Consider the following 17,458-nt stretch of genomic DNA (forward strand, 5'->3'; position numbering starts at 1 on the left):
ATGGGATAACGTTGGATAAAACGGGGGAGTGGAGTGTCAATGGTTGTTCGAAAATGGGGACTCATGATGATAGGGCTCAGCGCGGTGCTGTGGCTGGGGGGCTGTGAGGGCTTATCCGTGTCCAAACTGAAGCCGGGGAAGGCGGTGACCTCGGTTCCGGCAGCAACCAAGAGTTCGAGCGAATCGGCGGACCCGGCCATTCCGTATGAAGTCGAGGTGATTGCGACGGGGCTGCAGGTGCCTTGGGAGATCGATTTTGCTCCGGATGGGCGCATCTTTTTCACGGAACGGGGCGGGACGCTGCGGGTCATGGATCACGGCCAGCCGACGGCTGAGCCGGTATTTAGCTTTGCGGGCGCGATTTACAAGGAGGGTGAAGCCGGGCTGCTCGGGTTTGCACTCGACCCGAATTTCTCGCAATCGCATTCCATTTACGTGTATCATAGCTATATGGACGGCAATCAGCCCAAAAATCGGGTGGTGCGGCTCATCGAGAGCGGCGGCAAGGCACGGCTGGACAAGGTGCTGCTGGACGGGCTGCCGGCCAGTCCCATTCATGATGGCGGGCGGGTCAAGTTCGGACCGGACGGCATGCTGTACATTACGAACGGCGATGCCAGCGATCCGATATCGGCGCAGAACGTGGACAAGCTGGCGGGCAAAATCCTCCGCATCCGCCCGGACGGCACCGTGCCGCAGGATAATCCGTTCCCGGGGTCACCGGTTTACAGCTTGGGGCACCGCAATCCGCAGGGGCTGGCCTGGCATCCGGTGACCAAGCAGCTGTACAGCTCGGAGCACGGACAGACGGCGCACGACGAGATCAATCGCATTCAGCCCGGCGCCAACTACGGCTGGCCGCTGCTGCAGGGCGATGAGACCGAGGTGAAGCCCGCCGACCGCGCCAAGCTGGGACCGGGACCGCTCGTGCGGCCGATCATCCATAGCAAGGACGAGACGTGGGCGCCCTCCGGCATGACGTTCGTTACAAAAGGGCCGTGGGCAGGCAGCCTGCTCGTGGCTACGCTGCGGGGCGTTCAAGTGCTGCACATGGAGCTGACGGAGGACGGGAATGCCGTGAAGACGGTCGAGTCGTTGTTCAAAAATGAGCTGGGCCGCATCCGGGATGTCGTAGAGGCGCCGGACGGGTCGCTCTACTTGCTGACGAACAACCGGGACGGACGGGGCACGCCGGCGCCGGAGGATGACCGGATCATTCGGCTGAAGCCGAAATTTTAAATCGTTGAATTGGGGAAATCAGGGATGCAGGAACAAGAGAAGGGGCAGGCACAGGAGCTTGCTGCTATAGTACAGCGGATCGTCAAGGAGGAGCGGTCGCTCATTCAAGCGACGCTCAGCCAGGTGCGGCGCAGCGAGCCAAACGGCTGCACGAAGATCACGGTCAAGCCGGTGGAGCTGAAGGGCGATCTGTATTATCAGTTCAGCTCCTTTTGCGGGCCGAAGGTATTGCACGAGAATGTCTTTCCGGAGGAAGCGGGAGAGCGCTTGACGGGGCTGCTGACCGAGCAGTTCCGCCAAGGGCTGCTGCAGACCGGAACGGCGGATTACCAGGTGCTGATCAGCAAGAAAGGGAAGGTCGGCATTCTGACGAAGCCGGCTACGAAGCAAGCGTCGGCACCCAAGGAGCATAACCGTAAAAAAAACTACGTCCTCGAAGAAGGGGTACCCGTACCGTTTCTCGTCGAGCTCGGGATCATGAACGCGGAAGGCAAGGTGCTGGCCAAAAAGTACGACAAGTTCCGCCAGATCAACCGGTTCGTGGAGATGATCGCCGACGTGGTACCGCATTTGCCGCAGGGCCGGCCGCTTAACATTGTGGATTTTGGCTGCGGCAAATCGTATTTGACGTTCGCGCTGTATCATTACCTCAAGGAAGTGCAGGGCCTCGATCTGCGGGTAGTAGGGCTCGATCTGAAGGAGGACGTTATCCGGCACTGCAGCGGACTAGTCGAGAAGTTCGGCTACGATGAGCTGCGGTTTCTCGTTGGGGACATTGCGAAGTACGATGACCTGCAGCAGGTGGACATGGTCGTGACGCTGCATGCCTGCGATACGGCCACCGATGCCGCGCTGGAGAAGGCGGTCCGCTGGGGCGCGTCCGTCATTTTATCCGTACCCTGCTGCCAGCATGAGCTGTTCCGTCAGGTGAAGAGCGACGTGCTCGGCCCGTTGCTGCAGCACGGCATTTTGAAGGAGCGCTTCTCCGCGCTCGCCACGGACGCGATTCGCGCGAAGCTGCTCGACATCGTCGGGTACAAGACGCAGCTGCTCGAGTTCATCGACCTGGAGCACACGCCGAAAAACCTGCTCATCCGCGCCGTCAAAAGCCCGAAGCCGCTGCCGGAGGGCGAGCGAGCCCGATTGGTGGAGAGCTATGGGGCATTCCGCGATTTTTTGCAGGCGGAGCCGTATTTGGAGCGGGCGCTCACACCGGAGCTGGCGAGGATGGGAGTCGGCCGGTAGCCGGCAGCACACCTTAATTTTTGTTTAGCAACGTGCCTCAGGCGAATCGGATTGTGCTACAATGGGGTTGTTTTGCAGAATAGAGGTGCTGACAGCATGGGATATGTACTATTGATTTTGGCGACGCTCTGCTGGAGCTTCGTCGGCACGTTGGTCAAAACCGCGGCGATGTCGTTTGACAGCGCGACGATTACGTTCGCTAGGTTCGCGGTAGGAATCGTGTTTTTGGGCGGATTTTTGCTCATCAAGTATCGCCGGATTCAACTGAGGTTTGGTATGAAATGGATATGGATCGGTGCGCTGGGCAAATGCTGCAATTATTTTTTTGAAAATGTGGCGTTATCGATCGGCTACTCCTACGGCAATATTTTGGTGGGACCGATTCAAACGGTGCTGCTGTTGTTGTTTTCCGCGTTTTGGTTCAAGGAGCGGGTATCGCCGAGAGGCTGGGCAGCGGCGGTGCTGTGCATTGCCGGTGTGCTCCTGATCAGCTGGAACGGGCTTCCGCTGTCGGTGCTGCTCTCCGGCGGGGCGCTGACACCGCTGCTCTTCGCGTTATCGGCCTTCGGCTCCGCCTTCCATGTGCTCAGCTCAAAAATGCTTATTCGTGAGATGGATGCCGGGAATATGAACTTCTCCGTCTTTTTCTGGTGCTCGGCGCTGATGGTGCTTCCGCTGCCTTGGCAGTCGCACCTGGCGGGGGCGCTCAGCTGGGGTCCCGTGCTGGCGATGATAGCGCTGGGGGCGATTACGGGCCTGAGCTTCTACTGGTTCTCCCAGGCGCTCAAGCTGGTGTCGTTTCCGATTGCGGTGATCGTGAGCAACTGCGCGGTGTTGTTTACGATTTTGTGGTCGTACCTATTCTTCCGGGATCCGATCACCGTGTTCATCCTGCTCGGCTCGGCGATTCTCGTGGGCGGTCTGGTGCTGCTGAATTTGCCGGTCCGGACTCGGGCTCGGGCTCGCCAGGAGCAGCCAAACGTTCGACCTGGGCTGGCCCGCAGCAGGGAGGCCTGAGGCTGATGGACGAGCAGGGGAAGCGGCTGCACGGGCTGGCGCCGGTCGCGGCTGAGCACTGCACACTGCTGCTGCTCGGCACGATGCCGGGAGAAGCCTCGCTCCTCGCGCAGCAGTACTACGGGCACCCGCGCAACCATGCGTGGCCGCTGCTGTACGGCCTGCTGGATGGCGGGACGCCCGAGGCGGCGTACGAGGCGCGGATCGGCTTCGCGCTGTCGCGGGGCGTCGCCCTGTGGGACGTGCTGCAGGCCTGCGAGCGGGCAGGCAGCCTCGACTCGGCGATTCGGAAGCCCGAGGCGAATGATTTCAGCGCGTTTTTCGCGCAGTACCCGCGACTAACGCACGTCTTCTTCAACGGCAGCGAAGCCGAGCGGCTGTACCGTCGACAAGTGGCGCCGCAGCTGGGCGCAGGCGACAGCCGGACATACACGGCGCTGCCGTCGTCCAGCCCGGCACGGGCGCTGTCGCTTACCGTCAAGCTGCAGGCCTGGCAGCCGGTGCGGGAGGCGTGGCTGGCGCTGGGCGCGCAAGGACGATAAAGCAACAGCAAGGGGGCTCCTCCAATGTAGGAGAGCCCCCTTGTTTTGTTTACGATTGCTTTTTCTTACTCGTAGCTCCGATCAGGTTGGTAGTGGATTTGGCCCCTTCCACCGTGTCGTTAACGAATTCCATGTTCTGGTTTTCCGCCTTCATGTGCGCGGTACCCTCATAATTGCCCTTGTGCTTGGTGTTCTCCGACATGCGATCTCCTCCCTTCCGCTTTCGTCTGCCTACCTCGTTAACGTGCGCACCCGGCTGGCAAATTATTCTCCCAGGCGCTCACAAGAACGGAATGGCGAGAGGCGGCAATGGTATACTAAAGCTGACAATAAACAGCACTTGAGCCAAGGGGGAATCGCGCATGGCACGCGACAACATCAAAGTACCGTTCGGCTACGAGCCGGAACGCAATCCTGCAGGGGAGCGGGGGAGTCTGTGGGTATACGACAGCTTCGAAGGGTATACCGAGCAGGAGCTGGCCCGTCTTCTGGCGTGGGCGGAGGAGCACCGCATGGCAAAGGTGGTGCTGTACCCGCTTCATGAGGAGACGCTTCGGCGCATGGTGAAGGGCACATTCGCCCCGTATCACCGCCGGGTGGATGAGCTGGAGGCGCTCCTCGAGGCCTCGGGGACGGACCTCGATTACGTCATCGACCGGTTCGAGGGCAAGCGGAAAAAGTACACCCCGATGGACACCGCCTTCCGCTACCTGGACGAAAAATATAAATCCCCGCATTTTGTGTATGTGACGGAGGAGATGGCTAATCTCTTGGCCGGCTATGAGCCCTTCGAGACGTGGATCAAGCGAGTGCGGATGGTGATTACAGATTCGCAAGCGGGCGCGAAGGTGCATCCGAAGCTGCAGGAAAATGCAAGCCGGTGGGAGCGTTATTGACAGCTGACAGCATGATTTCAAGCTGTTAGTTGCAACCGGTTGTAAACGTGTCCTCTATGCCCCATGAAAATCTCCCGGCGCTGCGAACCTTTATATCGACTCTTCAAACTACAACAATCGGCGATACACGAAAGAAAAAGAACGCCGATGAGGAGGAAACGATGAGGACGATGAAAAAGGTGGCATGGCTGCTTACGAGCACCGTGCTCGTATTTACTTTGATTTACGGTGTGATTTGGATAGGGGATTCACCGGTGCTCGCGCAAACCTCGCAGGAAGCGAAAGGCCAGTTCGTCCGGGTGGACGGAGGCGGAAAGACGCTGGTGGCCGTTACGGATAACGGAACAGAGCAAACCTACCCGGTGGCGGATAACGTCTGGGTATATCGAAACAATACCAAAGCGGGGCTGACCGATCTGCAAAAAGGAGACACCCTGGAGCTGATCCTAAACAGCAAGTCGCAGTTGGCGTATATTAAGGCGACGGCAGCAAAGGCTGCGCCGGTGCAGCAGCCGGAGCAAGCGCCAGCGGCTGCAGTGACCCCGCCGCCCGCTGCGCAGGCTCAGCCTCAGGCGGCCCCGATGGCTTCGCAGACGCCAGCTACGGGAGCCACGGCCCCACAGGCAACTGCACCTTCAGTGCAGACCGCGCCGGTGACGGACGGCGGCTGGCCGTGGAAGCGGCTGTCGCTGGAGCTGAAGAGCCGTGAGCTGACGCTCAAAGTGAAGCAAGAGCAGGCCGCATCGGATATCTATGTGCAGACGAAGGATCACGCCGTCGTCCACTTGAAAGGGACGGAAGCGGAGAAGGTGCTGCAACTGCTGCTGCAAGGACTCCCGGCAGAACGTGGGGCGTGGGAGCAGGCGCTCAAGCAGCGGCTGGCCGTCCAGTTCATGCTGAAGGATGCATCGCCGGAGTGGAAGGTCGAGGTCGACTGGAAGGACGCTGCCGCGTCTTCGGTCAAGATCACACCGGCCGATGCCGTGAGCAAGCCACAGCCGGAGCCAAGGGCCAAGCTGCAAGAGCAGCAGATTGAGCGCTTCAAAGAGATGGAAAAGGGAAAAGAGAAGGATAAACAGAAAGAGAGCAAAGGGAAAGCCAAAGGCCATCCAGGTCGTGGGAATGATGATGATGACCAGGGCGAAGACGATTAAGCCCTCGGCATGGCATGCTAAAAAGAACGTCCGGGAAGAAGGAGCTCCTTTTCTCGGACGTTTTTTTTCATGGGCTGCGGCTCGGCTCGTCAATCCTCCGGTGTCCGGTCTACGAACAGCCGGGTGACCATCGTGGAGTCGCCGCTCTCCATATCCTCTTCGGTCGCTTTGGCCTCCAGCATATCATGCGTATTCATGCCGGGAGCGACGGTAGGTTCGTGCTCGTTAGCGTGGTTTCGTTCTTCTGCCATGGGCGTGATCGCCGCCTTTCCTATCCTAGTGCTGCTGCTCGGTTGCTCCAGTCTTTGAATAAGCGATTAACGTGACATCCCGGCCTGTCATTTCGGCGATCTTCGCTTCGGCTTCCTGGATAATGTGTAAGGCCTGCGACTGCTCGCTTAAGCTGGCAATTTGATAGCGATCCGTCTCGATGTTCATCCGCACCACCCCTCCTTTCATGGCATACTTCTCCTTAGTTTGACCCAAGGCTCCCCGCTGTCATTCAAATTTTCCAAACAAATGGTAATAATGAACGCCTTTATGTTATATTGATTCTACTTGAGAGGGAGGGGACACCCAATGAACCGATTGGCTGTCATGGCGAGCATCGTGCTGGCGGTGCTGATTTCGTCCATGGATACGACCATTATGAACACGACCATGCCGCGCATTTCGGCGGAGCTCGGGAATACGAAGCTGTATGCTTGGAGCTTTGCTTCGTACATGATTTTGTGCACGATTGTGACACCGCTCAGCGGGCGGGTGTCCGATCTGTTCGGCCGGAAAAAGGTGCTCGCCACAGGCATTCTCGTCTTTCTGCTTGGCTCGATGCTGTGCGGTACGGCAACGTCCATGCTGCAGCTGGTCATTTATCGCGGGGTGCAAGGCATTGGCGCAGGGTCCATGATCGCATTCCCATCGATAATTGCAGGGGACTTATTTGCCGTGGAGGCGCGGGGGAAAATTCAGGCGTTTTTCACAGCGATGTGGGGCATCGCCGCGGTGCTGGCGCCGCTCCTGGGCAGCTTTTTTCTGGAGCAGCTGTCTTGGCGGTGGATTTTTTACATTAACATCCCGATCTGCCTCGCCTCGCTGCTGCTGCTTCTGCCGTACCGCGAGGTGTACCAGGCGAAAAAAAGCCGCATCAACTACCCTGGATCGCTCCTGTTCGGGCTCGGCATCGGCTTGCTGCTGGCTACTACCGTCGTCACTAGCGGGTATGTGTACTACACGGCAGCAGGGCTGCTGGTCTTGCTGTTGTTCGTGCGCAATGAGCGCCGCCATCCTTCGCCGATCGTGCCGCTGGGGCTGCTTCAGAACGGATCGATCGCTTGGATGATCATGAACGCGTTTTTGACCTGCGCCGCTTTGTTCGGGACGTCCAGCTATGTGCCCTATTATTTGCAAAAGCACGGGTACTCGCTGTTCTGGAGCGGGTTCGCGCTGATCGGTATGTCCGTGGGGTGGATCGTGGTTGGGGTGCCGGCCGGCAAGTGGATTCTCCGTTACGGCTACCGCAGACTGCTCTTGATCGGGAACGGGCTGCTGGCGCTGTCGGGGCTGCTGCTGCAGTTTTTGCCTGAGACCGGGGGCTTCTGGATGGTATGCTTTATCTTGGTGCTGCAGGGCTCGGCGTTCGGGCTGCTCGTGACTGTGTCGGTCATCGCCGCTCAGATGCTGGTCGCCGCCGATCAAAAGGGCATCTCCACCTCGCTGCAGGTGTTTGCCCGCAATATCGGCTCGGCGGTCGGCGTCACGATCATGGGCGCGATGCTGACCCAGGCACCGGAATTTATGACGGGCATCCGTCATTTGTTTTTGTACGGCTTCATCGTAAGTCTGGTCGCGCTCGCATCCACCGCCATCCTCTATATGCAGGGGGCGAGAGTGAAGTCGGAGGCAGGGGCGTAGCGTACAAAATGCACAAAACGGGGTGATAAAGGAACGCTGTGTTCCTCTATCACCCCGTTTTTTGCCTAAATAATCTCAATGCTTCTTCTTGCCTGGGCCGCCATGCGGATCTTTATCCTTCGGCGAGTCCACCCCGCGGCCGGGGGCCTGCTGAAATTGTTGAAGCTGCTGTCTCGCTTGGGCAGAGGCCGCCTGAGCTTGGGCCTGCGCCTGAACCTGGGCCTGGGCTTGCCGGATTTCCTCCGGCACCGGGAAGCCGGCGACGGGCGCATCCTTGAGCGACCGGGTCATGATTTCCCGGAAAAGCAGTGCCGGCACCGCCCCGCCTGAGGTGGTAAGGTAGTGCTTCTTGTCGGTCTGGTCATAGCCGAGCCAGATCGCGGCGGTCAGCTCCGGTGTGAAGCCGACGAACCAGGCGTCCTTCGCGACGTTGCCGCTGATCCCGGCGTATTCCGCGGTGGCCGGCAGCTGCGTCGTGCCGGATTTGCCGGCGACGGGGCGGCCTGGGATCGCCGCGGTCCCCCCCGAGCCCGACGCGACGACGTCCTGCAGCAGCGTCGTCAGCGTATAGGCCGTGGCCGACGACGTCAGCTGCGCCGGCTGAGGCCCTGCCTCGACCAAGGGGACGCCGTCCTTGGTCGTAATCTTCGTGATGGCATGCGCCGGCTGCATCACGCCAAGGTTGGCGATGGCGCCGTAGGCCTGCGCCATCTGCAAGGGCGAGACGCCCTCGGACAGCCCTCCGAGGGCGATGCTGAGGCTGCGGTCGGCCTTCGGCAGGCTGATGCCCGCCCGGCGCACGAAGTCCATCCCTGCATCGATGCCGATCTCGTTCAGCAGCCAGACGGCGGGGATGTTCCAGGAGCTCTCGAGCGCCTCCCGCATCGAAACGCTGCCCCGAGTCCGACCGTCCCAATCCTTGGGCTGGTAGCCGCTGATGTTGAGCTCGCCGTCATAGAGCGTCGAGTCGGGCGTATACCCGCGCTCGAGCGCCGGGCCGTAGACGGCCAGCGGCTTGAACGCCGAGCCCGGCTGGCGCTTCAGCTCGGTCGCGCGGTTGAAGCCGCGGTACACGGTTTCGCCGCGCCCGCCCACGAGTGCCTTCACGCCGCCCGTGTGCTGGTCGAGCACGATCGCGCCGCTTTGCACCAGCTGATCCGCGGGGCTCGCGGGGAACAGCGCGTCGTTATGGTACACGTCCTCCGCTGCTTTCTGCACGTTCGTGTCCATGGTGGTGTAGATGCGCAGGCCCTGGGTCAGAATCTGCTGCTCCGTGAAGCCGTACAGCCGCTCCGCCTCGTCCATGACATAATCGACATAGGCCGGGTGGGTGCCCTTAAGCGACTCGCCCTGGCTCGGCTTCAGCGTGATGGGCGTGGCTACGGCCTGCGCGTAAGCGGAGTCGCTGATGAAATTCTGCTCCTTCATCAGCGACAAGACGAGATTGCGGCGCTCCAGTGCTTTATCCGGGTGCTTCGCCGGAGAATACGTGCTGGGCGCCTTCGGCAGCCCGGCCAGCATCGCCGCTTCGGGCAGCGTCAGCTGCTCCACCGGCTTGCCGAAGTACTGCTGCGCTGCACCCTCCACGCCCCAACGGCCTTCGCCGAAGTAGATGCTGTTGAAATACAGCTCCAAAATTTCATCCTTGGAATACGTAAAATTAATTTTGATCGCGTAGCCGAGCTCCTTGAACTTCCGGTCAAACGACTTGTCGGAGTCCAAAAACAAATTTTTCGCGAGCTGCTGGGTAATGGTGCTGCCGCCTTCCTTCATCGTTCCGGCCTTCACATCCCGCAGCACGGCGCGGCCGATCGACCACAGGTCGAAGCCGGCATGGTCATAAAACCGCCGATCCTCCGTCGCGATGACTGCGTTGCGCAGATCGACGGGGATCTGGTTCAGGCTGACCGGGACGATCGTGGACGAGGACAGCTGCGAGACCGGCTGGCCAGTGGCGTCCATCACGAACGACGGCTCCGGCAGCGGATGCTCCAGCTTGCTGATGTCCAGCCCGCGTACCCATTGCGCGGACAGCCCGAGCCCGGCGGCGCAGCCGACCGTGAGCAGCGCCAGCGCCCACACCAGCGGGCGGCGCCACGTGCGCCTGCGTGACGGCGGTGCCGCCGCCTCCGGCACGCCGGTACCCGCAGCGGCGGGCTCAGACCGCCCGCTGGCCGCGAGGACCCACGCGGTGCGGCTTTCCGCTGCCTGCTTCGGCGACCTCGGCCCGCTTCCAGCGCTATGTCTTCCAGGCGCATCGAACCCGCGGGGCGACTCTGCCGTCCGCTGTGCGCGGCGCGGCTCTCCGGAGGGCTCCCGGACGATCCTGATCCTCATAGGCTAACCGCCTCCTTTTATCTATACATGCCCTGTGCTTGCTCAAAAAAAGATCATCAGTTAACTTATTCGAGACTGCCAATGCGTTTGTGCAGGTTGACAAGTCAAAATGACCGTAAAATGGGACTTAAATTGCTAGCCAACTTTTGGCAATCCCTAAGGCTCGTGCTATAATGTGGGCGAATACCTATCATGAGGCGTGCGGAGTGAAGAAACTTATGCGGATCAACAAATATATTAGCGAAACGGGCATGTGCTCCCGGCGCGAGGTCGATAAATGGATTGAGAGCGGCCGCATTACCATTAACGGCAAGCGGGCGGAGCTGGGCAGCCAGGTGGAGGAAGGCGACGAGGTGCGAGTGGATGGAAAGCTCGTGGGCGAGCACAAATCGCATGTCTATATTGCGCTCAATAAACCGGTGGGCATTACCAGTACGACGGAGCAGCATGTGCGGGGCAATATCGTTGATTTTGTCGGGCATCGGGAGCGGATTTTTCCGATTGGGCGGCTGGATAAAGATTCCGAGGGGCTGATCCTGCTAACGAACGACGGGGATATTGTCAATAAAATTTTACGAGCGGAGAACGATCACGAAAAGGAGTACATCGTAACCGTTGATAAGCCGATTACGCAGCTGTTTCTTCAGGGGATGGCGGGGGGAGTCAAAATTCTCGGTACGATGACCAATCCTTGCCGGGTGTACCGGATGGACGAGCGGGTGTTCCGCATCATCCTGACCCAAGGGCTGAACCGGCAAATTCGCCGGATGTGCGCCGCCTTCGGCTACGAGGTGCGACGGCTCAAGCGGGTGCGCATCATGAACATCAAGCTGGCGGGGCTTCCGACAGGCAAGTGGCGGGATTTAACCCCGCAGGAGCTCGACGAACTGATGCAGCGGACCGGGCATTACCCCGGTTAATTCGCGTTGAATTTATATCCGATTCCACGAACGGTGTGAACATACCTCGGCTCGGCCGGGTTCGTTTCAATTTTCTTGCGCAGGTTGCTGATGTGGACGAGAAGCGTGCGCGTATCGCCGTTGCTGTCTACGCCCCAGGTCATTTTGTATAGCTGCTCCAGGGAGAGCACCTTGCCGGGCGCCTTCGCCAGGTGCAGCAGCAGATCGAATTCCTTGGAGGAGAGGGGCGCGAGCTGCCCGTCCACCTTCACGGAGCGGCTGATCAGATCAACCTCCAGCCCCGGAAAATGCAAATGCTGCGACTCTTCCTTATGCTGCTCCAGCAGCTGGATGCGGCGCAAATGTGCTTTAACGCGGGCGACCAGCTGGCCTGGGCTGAACGGCTTGGTAATGTAGTCGTCCCCGCCGATGCTGAAGCCCAGAATGATGTCCATATCCTCGCTTTTACAGCTCAAGAACAAAATCGGCGTGCTGTATGACTTGCGCAGCTGGCGGCACACCTCAATCCCGTCCATGCCGGGCAGCGAAATGTCGAGAATGACCAGATCCGGCCGATGCTCCGCCACCATCTCGAGCGCCTCCGCGCCATTGCTGGAGCACAGCACCTCGTACCCTTCCTTTTTCAGATACAAGCTGATCAATTCGATGATTTCCGCTTCATCATCAACGAGTAATATGGTTTCACCAGACATCGATTTTACCCTCCAAAAGCTGCTCTACGGCTGTATGTTTTTTCCGTTTCCAAATGTCGACGGTTTGCGTTAGGATAAAGATGGAATATACGTTTGGAAAATGCAGAAGGAATGTGATACCGATTTCCAGAATCTCAATCTATTATAAATCGATCGGGTTAGTTTTTGCTATAGTTTTCTTTATGTCGATACTGGCCGGCTGCGGGATTCAGGACCCATCGTCCAAGCCGCAGGCGGTTCAAGGCCAGCTCGAGCTGGGCGATTATCAATTGGAGCAGGACGGTCCGCTGGAGCTGAACGGAGAATGGAGCTTCTATTGGAAGCAGCTGCTGACGCCTGATCAGCTGAATGGAAGCGAGCCGGCAAGCCCTGAAACACTCATTTCGCTGCCGGGCTCTTGGAACGGCCTGGAGACGGGAGAGGGCCCGGCGAGCGGGACCGGCTTCGGTACCTATCACCTGCGGGTGCATCTTCAGGATCAGGCGCCTCAGCTTGGGATCAAGCTTCCATACATCCGCACGGCCTATCGGCTCTGGGTGGACGGGAAGGAGGTGGCGTTCAGCGGGAAGGTTGGTGATAGCCCGGACACCGCCCAAAGCCAATATACGCTGCATAGGATTGAAGTGAATCCGACGGGGCCATGGCTGGACCTCGTCATTCAGGTTTCCAACTTCGATCACCGTCTCGGCGGCATCTGGAATCCGATTATTCTCGGCACGTCGGATCAAATTAATACGATGAACCGCAATAAGGTCGGGCTCGAGCTGCTCGTGATCGGCAGTTTGTTAGCGATCTGGCTGCATCATGTCGGATTGTTCGTGCTGCGTCGGAAGGAGAAGGGCTCGCTCTATTTCGGAATGTTTTGTTTCTTCATCGGTGTGCATGCAGCCTTTACGGGGGAGGGTGCGATCTATTGCTTTTTTCCCAAATTTAACTGGCTGACGGCCACACGCATTGAATATACCTGCTTATATTTGGCGGTACCGACCGTGCTGCTGTTTGTGTATACGCTGTTCCCGCTGGAGGTCAATCGGAAGTTTATTCGCTGGGTGCAGCTGATTGCTGCCTTATTCACGCTGTCCACGCTGGTCGTTCCAGCGCCTTGGTTTACGTATGGACCCCTGGGCTTCGATGTGCTCACGCTGGCGGGCTGCGTTTATCTCGTAGTCGGCTTAGGCCGGGCGCTGCTGCGCGGGAGGGAAGGGGCACTCTATGCGGTGGCCGGCTTCGGCGCTTATGTGACGACGGTCAGCTTGGATGTGTTGTACTATAATCAATTGGCCCCGGTGGGGGATTTGTCGTTCTACGGCCTGCTGGGCTGCGTGTTTATGACCGGCTTTATCTTGAGCTCGAAGCAGACGAAGGCGTCCATGGCCGTCGAAACGCTGTCGCGCCAGCTGCGGGAGCTGAATATCGGGCTGGAGGCAAAAATCCGGGAGCGGACGGCAGAGCTCGAGCGGATCAACAGCAGTCTGGAGAAAATGAATGAGGACCTGGCCCGAATGGAAACGTCCCGGCGGCACTTGCTCAGCAACATTTCGCACGATTTGGGCACGCCGATGACGCTCATTCAAGGCTATGTGGAGGCGCTGATCGACGGCGTCGTTTCGCAGTCCGAGCAGCAGCATAAATATTTGAAGCTCATCCATACGCGCATCACCGGACTGAACCGGCTGATCGCCGATTTGTTTCAGCTGTCCAAGCTGGAAGCGCGCCAGCTGCAGTTCGATATTCATCCGATGTCCGTGGAGGAGTTCGCCCGCCACTTCAATGAGCGGTATGAGCTGGAGGTCACAGGGGCCGGACTGCGCTTCGCGACGGAGACGCATGTGCTGCAATCGAAGGAAAATCTTCAGGGGATCGTTCATATGGATGTGAACCGGATCGATCAGGTGCTGACGAACATTATCTACAATGCCGTCAAGCATACGCCGGAAGGCGGGCTCATTCAGCTGCAAATTATCGTCGACCGGCATTCGCTGGTGGTACAGGTGCAGGACAGCGGCTCGGGGATTGACCCGGAGGATTTGCCGTACATCTTCGACCGCTTCTACAAAAAAGACAAATCCCGCAACACGTCGGGCGGTGGCAGCGGGCTGGGGCTGGCGATCGCCAAGGAGATCATCGACTATCATGGCGGACGCATTTGGGCGCAGAGCCGTATGGGACAAGGGGCATGCCTGGCGTTTATGCTGCCGCTGGAGCTGCCGACCGCGGACCGGCTAAGACCGGGCTCATCCGCTTAGCCCGGCCCTACGGCCGCAGCGAGCTGCGGTATTCTGTCGGCGAGGTGGCGTAACGGCGTTTGAACTGTTTGGAGAAGTAGAGCGGATCCTGGAAGCCGACGGACGACGCGATCTGCTCCACGGTCAGCTCAGGCCGCTCCCGCAGCAGATGCCGCGCCTTATCCAGCCGCAGCTGCAGAAGGAAGGTTACCGGGGTCAGCCCGGTGTGCTGCTTGAAGAGCGTGGATAAATACGCGCGATTATAGCCGAGCGTCTCGGCCATGAGCTCGATGGTGATGGGCTCCGCATATTGGGTGGAAAGATATTGAAGCGCCTGCTGCACGATCTGGTCTCCGCCGGATGCTTGCTGCGGAGCGCTTTTTTGCTGCGGCTGCAGCGCTTCGGCGAACTCGGCGAGCAAGAGCTGCAGGCTGCCGCCGGCCTTGAGGCCTGCGCCGGCGGTCCGGGTCTGGAAGGCGCGCTGCACCTGGTGGAAGAGCAAGGGGATGTGGCGGCGCCGGCCCGTATGCACGATCGGCTGCTTCGAGCTCAGTCCGATCTCTTGGAGCATGGCGGCGGCCTCAGACCCTTCAAAGGCGATCCAGTGGTAATGCCAAGGGTCCTCGAGGTCGGCCATATAATTGATCAGCTTGCCCGGCTCGATCAGGAAGCTGTCGCCGGCGCCCAGCTGGTAGGTTTGGCCGAGGCAGGTATAAACGCCTTTTCCGGACACAATATGGTGAAGCAGGTAATAGTCGACCACCTTGGGACCTGGCCGGTGTCCGGGCTTCGTTTGGCTGTTGCCGGAAAAAAGCACCGTCAGCCGGCTGTCTTCCTCGTCGGCAGGCGGATGCGGGTTGGACACGACATAGTAGCTGTCGGGGCGTTTCGGCTCAATGGACGAGGTCATGGGCGGCAGCTCCTTTTTTTGAACCCATTGTAACTTAAAATCTAACATTTTTCCATGTGGCTCTGACATCGTTCCATAGCGCTGACGGAAGTGCTCGGGCTATACTTAAGGCAAATAAATTAATTCCATTATGAGGTGATTCTATTATGGCGGATATTCAGGCACTGAAGATGAGGTTTATTGACTTGTATGGGGCGGACAGCGCGCATCCGATTCGCGTATTTCATGCGCCGGGGCGCGTCAACTTGATTGGTGAGCACACCGACTACAACGGCGGCTATGTGTTTCCGGCTGCGCTGACCTTTGGGACGGCGCTCTTGATGCGGAAGCGCGATGACGATCAGCTGGGCTTTGCATCGACAAATTTCCCGCTGCGCAAACATATTTCCATTCAAGAGCTGACCTACCGCTCCGAGGATGAGTGGATCAACTATCCGAAGGGGATCGCGCACGAGCTGCTGCAGCGCGGGCTGTCCGTCGGCGGCTACGACATGCTCTACAGCGGCGCCATCCCGAACGGCTCCGGACTGTCTTCCTCGGCTTCGGTCGAAGTCGTAACGGCGTTCGGTCTGCTGACCATGGAAGGCCATCCGGCGGATAAGGTGGACATCGCACTGCTGTCTCAGAAGACGGAGAACGAATTTATCGGCGTAAACTGCGGTATCATGGACCAATTCGCGGTAGCGATGGGCAAGAAGGATCACGCGATCCTGCTGATGTGTGACACGCTCGAATACCAGCATGTGCCGTTCGACAGCGGTGAGTATAAGCTTGTCATCGGCAATACGAACAAAAAGCGCGGGCTGGTCGACTCGGCCTACAACGAACGCCGGGCGCAGTGCGAGCAGGCGGTGCGCGATCTGCAGGCGAAGTATCCGGAGCTGACGCTGCTGGGGCAGCTGTCGCTGGAGCAGTTCAACGAGTCGCAGCATCTGATCGCAGATGAGACGGTGCGCAAGCGCGCTCAGCACGTGGTAGAGGAAATCGATCGCGTGCTGCAATCGATGAAGGTGCTGGAGCAAGGCGATTTGGCGGCGTTCGGGCAGCTGATGATCGCCTCCCACAACTCGCTGCGCGATTTGTATGAAGTGACCGGCCTGGAGCTGGATACGATGGTGGAAGCGGCGCTGCAGGTGCCGGGCGTGCTTGGCTCCCGCATGACGGGCGCGGGCTTTGGCGGGTGTACGGTATCGCTGGTACATCAGGACAGCGTCGAGCGGTTTAAGGACGAGGTAGGACGCGTGTATACGGAGAAAACCGGACTGAAATCGGACTTCTACGTGTGTACGATTGGCGACGGTGTTGTAGAGCTGTAAAACGGCCTGTGGGCCGATAACGGATAGTGAAACAAAGGAGAGGATTCGGATGGCGATTTTAGTAACAGGGGGAGCGGGCTACATCGGCTCCCATACGGTGGCGGAGCTGCTGGCGAGGGGCGAAGACGTAATCGTGGTCGACAACCTGCAGCAGGGGCACCGCGAGGCACTGCTCGGCGGTAAGCTGTACGTTGGGGATTTGCGTGACATGGACTTTTTGGACGGTGTGTTTCGAGAGAATCAGGTGGATGCCGTCATTCATTTTGCGGCGAACTCCTTGGTCGGCGAGAGTATGCAAAACCCCGGCAAGTATTACCACAACAACGTTTACGGAACCCTGTGCCTGCTGGAAAAAATGAACGAGCATGGCGTGAAAAACATCGTCTTCTCCTCCACCGCGGCCACCTACGGCGAGCCGGAGCAGGTGCCGATCCTGGAGACGGACCGGACCCTGCCGACGAATACGTACGGCGAAACCAAGCTGGCAATGGAAAAAATGATGCATTGGTTCGATACCGCCCATGGCATCAAATACGTTTCGCTACGTTATTTCAACGCGGCGGGCGCACATGAAGGCGGAGCGATCGGCGAGGACCACGCACCGGAAACGCATCTCGTGCCGATTATCTTGCAAGTGGCGCTGGGTCAGCGCCCGCACATCTCCATTTTCGGCGATGATTACGCTACCCCGGATGGCACGTGCATCCGCGACTACATTCATGTCAGCGATCTGGCTGATGCGCACATCCTGGCCGTAGAGAAGCTGCGCGCCGGCGGCGCGAGCAGCATTTACAACCTGGGCAACGGCAAAGGCTTTTCGGTCAAAGAAGTGATCGAGATCGCCCGTCAGGTGACGGGTCACCCGATCCCGGCAGTTGTGGAAGCCCGCCGTGCTGGCGATCCGGCGACGCTGGTTGCCTCCTCGGAGCGCATCCGCGCCGAGCTGGGCTGGAATCCGAAGCGCGACAGCCTGGAGCAAATCATTGCCTCTGCATGGAACTGGCATCAGAGCCATCCGAGCGGCTATGGTCAACAAGGCTAGTCAGGGAGTGAT

The 17,458-nt window shown here is 59.1% G+C and carries 17 protein-coding genes; 11 read left to right on the top strand and 6 right to left on the bottom strand.

Translation table 11 applies throughout. The features are described from left to right. The first annotated feature begins 39 nt into the window (after positions 1-39). The 4 genes from FPZ49_RS06730 (at position 40) to FPZ49_RS06745 (ending at position 4,043) form a co-directional block, all read left to right on the top strand. On the top strand, positions 40-1,239 hold the full coding sequence (locus FPZ49_RS06730) for a PQQ-dependent sugar dehydrogenase (protein WP_144844818.1): 1,200 nt from the start codon (positions 40-42) through the stop codon (positions 1,237-1,239). Between the two features lie 24 nt (positions 1,240-1,263). Continuing rightward, on the top strand, positions 1,264-2,484 hold the full coding sequence (locus FPZ49_RS06735) for a class I SAM-dependent methyltransferase (RefSeq protein ID WP_144844820.1): 1,221 nt from the start codon (positions 1,264-1,266) through the stop codon (positions 2,482-2,484). A 96-nt stretch (positions 2,485-2,580) separates the two neighbouring features. Then, positions 2,581-3,501 carry a DMT family transporter gene (locus FPZ49_RS06740; protein WP_144844822.1) on the top strand — a complete coding sequence of 307 codons (921 nt, stop codon included), beginning with the start codon at positions 2,581-2,583 and terminating at the stop codon, positions 3,499-3,501. Positions 3,502-3,506: 5 nt separating this feature from the next. Next, positions 3,507-4,043 (top strand): DNA-deoxyinosine glycosylase, encoded by a 537-nt coding sequence (locus FPZ49_RS06745; RefSeq protein WP_144844824.1) that lies wholly within the window; start codon positions 3,507-3,509, stop codon positions 4,041-4,043. A 49-nt stretch (positions 4,044-4,092) separates the two neighbouring features. Here FPZ49_RS06745 and FPZ49_RS35395 read toward each other — a convergent pair whose 3' ends face one another. After that, entirely contained in the window at positions 4,093-4,245 is a 153-nt protein-coding gene (locus tag FPZ49_RS35395; RefSeq protein ID WP_186445654.1) for a hypothetical protein, read from the bottom strand. Positions 4,246-4,405: 160 nt separating this feature from the next. Between FPZ49_RS35395 and FPZ49_RS06750 the strand changes: the two genes are divergently transcribed. Both FPZ49_RS06750 and FPZ49_RS06755 read left to right on the top strand, forming a co-directional pair. Then, complete coding sequence (locus tag FPZ49_RS06750; protein ID WP_144844826.1) at positions 4,406-4,939, top strand: hypothetical protein; 534 nt, start codon at positions 4,406-4,408, stop codon at positions 4,937-4,939. A 161-nt stretch (positions 4,940-5,100) separates the two neighbouring features. Beyond that, entirely contained in the window at positions 5,101-6,093 is a 993-nt protein-coding gene (locus FPZ49_RS06755; RefSeq protein WP_144844828.1) for a hypothetical protein, read from the top strand. 89 nt (positions 6,094-6,182) lie between these two features. Here FPZ49_RS06755 and FPZ49_RS35400 read toward each other — a convergent pair whose 3' ends face one another. Together FPZ49_RS35400 and FPZ49_RS06760 are read right to left on the bottom strand one after the other, a co-directional pair. Then, the gene (locus tag FPZ49_RS35400) at positions 6,183-6,344 is read right to left on the bottom strand and encodes a hypothetical protein (RefSeq protein WP_186445655.1); all 162 of its coding nucleotides are present in this window, start codon (positions 6,342-6,344) and stop codon (positions 6,183-6,185) included. Positions 6,345-6,369: 25 nt separating this feature from the next. After that, the gene (locus tag FPZ49_RS06760) at positions 6,370-6,552 is read right to left on the bottom strand and encodes a hypothetical protein (RefSeq protein ID WP_144844831.1); all 183 of its coding nucleotides are present in this window, start codon (positions 6,550-6,552) and stop codon (positions 6,370-6,372) included. Positions 6,553-6,672: 120 nt separating this feature from the next. Between FPZ49_RS06760 and FPZ49_RS06765 the strand changes: the two genes are divergently transcribed. Further along, complete coding sequence (locus FPZ49_RS06765; protein WP_144844833.1) at positions 6,673-8,004, top strand: MFS transporter; 1,332 nt, start codon at positions 6,673-6,675, stop codon at positions 8,002-8,004. 75 nt (positions 8,005-8,079) lie between these two features. Here FPZ49_RS06765 and FPZ49_RS06770 read toward each other — a convergent pair whose 3' ends face one another. Then, complete coding sequence (locus tag FPZ49_RS06770; RefSeq protein ID WP_261381293.1) at positions 8,080-10,341, bottom strand: transglycosylase domain-containing protein; 2,262 nt, start codon at positions 10,339-10,341, stop codon at positions 8,080-8,082. 218 nt (positions 10,342-10,559) lie between these two features. Between FPZ49_RS06770 and rluF the strand changes: the two genes are divergently transcribed. Continuing rightward, a complete protein-coding gene (rluF, locus tag FPZ49_RS06775; protein WP_144844957.1) occupies positions 10,560-11,261 on the top strand; it encodes a 23S rRNA pseudouridine(2604) synthase RluF in 702 nt (233 codons plus the stop codon). On the opposite strand, the gene FPZ49_RS06780 is transcribed toward rluF, so the two are convergent. After that, the gene (locus FPZ49_RS06780; protein ID WP_144844835.1) at positions 11,258-11,953 is read right to left on the bottom strand and encodes a response regulator transcription factor; all 696 of its coding nucleotides are present in this window, start codon (positions 11,951-11,953) and stop codon (positions 11,258-11,260) included. The two genes, rluF and FPZ49_RS06780, sit on opposite strands and share 4 nt — an antisense overlap. A gap of 182 nt (positions 11,954-12,135) precedes the next feature. Here FPZ49_RS06780 and FPZ49_RS06785 point away from each other — a divergent pair, with 182 nt between their 5' ends. Beyond that, entirely contained in the window at positions 12,136-14,199 is a 2,064-nt protein-coding gene (locus FPZ49_RS06785) for a sensor histidine kinase (RefSeq protein ID WP_261381294.1), read from the top strand. A gap of 7 nt (positions 14,200-14,206) precedes the next feature. On the opposite strand, the gene FPZ49_RS06790 is transcribed toward FPZ49_RS06785, so the two are convergent. Next, positions 14,207-15,088: an AraC family transcriptional regulator gene (locus FPZ49_RS06790; protein ID WP_144844959.1), complete on the bottom strand. Its 882-nt coding sequence runs from the start codon at positions 15,086-15,088 to the stop codon at positions 14,207-14,209. 146 nt (positions 15,089-15,234) lie between these two features. Here FPZ49_RS06790 and FPZ49_RS06795 point away from each other — a divergent pair, with 146 nt between their 5' ends. Both FPZ49_RS06795 and galE read left to right on the top strand, forming a co-directional pair. Beyond that, positions 15,235-16,404 carry a galactokinase gene (locus FPZ49_RS06795; RefSeq protein ID WP_144844839.1) on the top strand — a complete coding sequence of 390 codons (1,170 nt, stop codon included), beginning with the start codon at positions 15,235-15,237 and terminating at the stop codon, positions 16,402-16,404. Between the two features lie 49 nt (positions 16,405-16,453). Then, entirely contained in the window at positions 16,454-17,446 is a 993-nt protein-coding gene (gene galE / locus FPZ49_RS06800) for a UDP-glucose 4-epimerase GalE (protein ID WP_144844841.1), read from the top strand. Positions 17,447-17,458: the final 12 nt, after the last annotated feature.

It is taken from the genome of Paenibacillus cremeus (genome assembly GCF_007786445.1).
Taxonomy (GTDB): Bacteria; Bacillota; Bacilli; order Paenibacillales; family NBRC-103111; genus Paenibacillus_G; species Paenibacillus_G cremeus.

Excerpts from the sequence above, each read along its gene's own strand:
- FPZ49_RS06730 (WP_144844818.1), top strand. The coding sequence starts at position 40 with ATGGTTGTTCGAAAATGGGGACTCATGATGATAGGGCTCAGCGCGGTG.
- FPZ49_RS06735 (WP_144844820.1), top strand. The coding sequence starts at position 1,264 with ATGCAGGAACAAGAGAAGGGGCAGGCACAGGAGCTTGCTGCTATAGTA.
- FPZ49_RS06740 (WP_144844822.1), top strand. The coding sequence starts at position 2,581 with ATGGGATATGTACTATTGATTTTGGCGACGCTCTGCTGGAGCTTCGTC.
- FPZ49_RS06745 (WP_144844824.1), top strand. The coding sequence starts at position 3,507 with ATGGACGAGCAGGGGAAGCGGCTGCACGGGCTGGCGCCGGTCGCGGCT.
- FPZ49_RS35395 (WP_186445654.1), bottom strand. The coding sequence starts at position 4,245 with ATGTCGGAGAACACCAAGCACAAGGGCAATTATGAGGGTACCGCGCAC.
- FPZ49_RS06750 (WP_144844826.1), top strand. The coding sequence starts at position 4,406 with ATGGCACGCGACAACATCAAAGTACCGTTCGGCTACGAGCCGGAACGC.
- FPZ49_RS06755 (WP_144844828.1), top strand. The coding sequence starts at position 5,101 with ATGAGGACGATGAAAAAGGTGGCATGGCTGCTTACGAGCACCGTGCTC.
- FPZ49_RS35400 (WP_186445655.1), bottom strand. The coding sequence starts at position 6,344 with ATGGCAGAAGAACGAAACCACGCTAACGAGCACGAACCTACCGTCGCT.
- FPZ49_RS06760 (WP_144844831.1), bottom strand. The coding sequence starts at position 6,552 with ATGAAAGGAGGGGTGGTGCGGATGAACATCGAGACGGATCGCTATCAA.
- FPZ49_RS06765 (WP_144844833.1), top strand. The coding sequence starts at position 6,673 with ATGAACCGATTGGCTGTCATGGCGAGCATCGTGCTGGCGGTGCTGATT.
- FPZ49_RS06770 (WP_261381293.1), bottom strand. The coding sequence starts at position 10,341 with ATGAGGATCAGGATCGTCCGGGAGCCCTCCGGAGAGCCGCGCCGCGCA.
- rluF (WP_144844957.1), top strand. The coding sequence starts at position 10,560 with ATGCGGATCAACAAATATATTAGCGAAACGGGCATGTGCTCCCGGCGC.
- FPZ49_RS06780 (WP_144844835.1), bottom strand. The coding sequence starts at position 11,953 with ATGTCTGGTGAAACCATATTACTCGTTGATGATGAAGCGGAAATCATC.
- FPZ49_RS06785 (WP_261381294.1), top strand. The coding sequence starts at position 12,136 with ATGTCGATACTGGCCGGCTGCGGGATTCAGGACCCATCGTCCAAGCCG.
- FPZ49_RS06790 (WP_144844959.1), bottom strand. The coding sequence starts at position 15,088 with ATGACCTCGTCCATTGAGCCGAAACGCCCCGACAGCTACTATGTCGTG.
- FPZ49_RS06795 (WP_144844839.1), top strand. The coding sequence starts at position 15,235 with ATGGCGGATATTCAGGCACTGAAGATGAGGTTTATTGACTTGTATGGG.
- galE (WP_144844841.1), top strand. The coding sequence starts at position 16,454 with ATGGCGATTTTAGTAACAGGGGGAGCGGGCTACATCGGCTCCCATACG.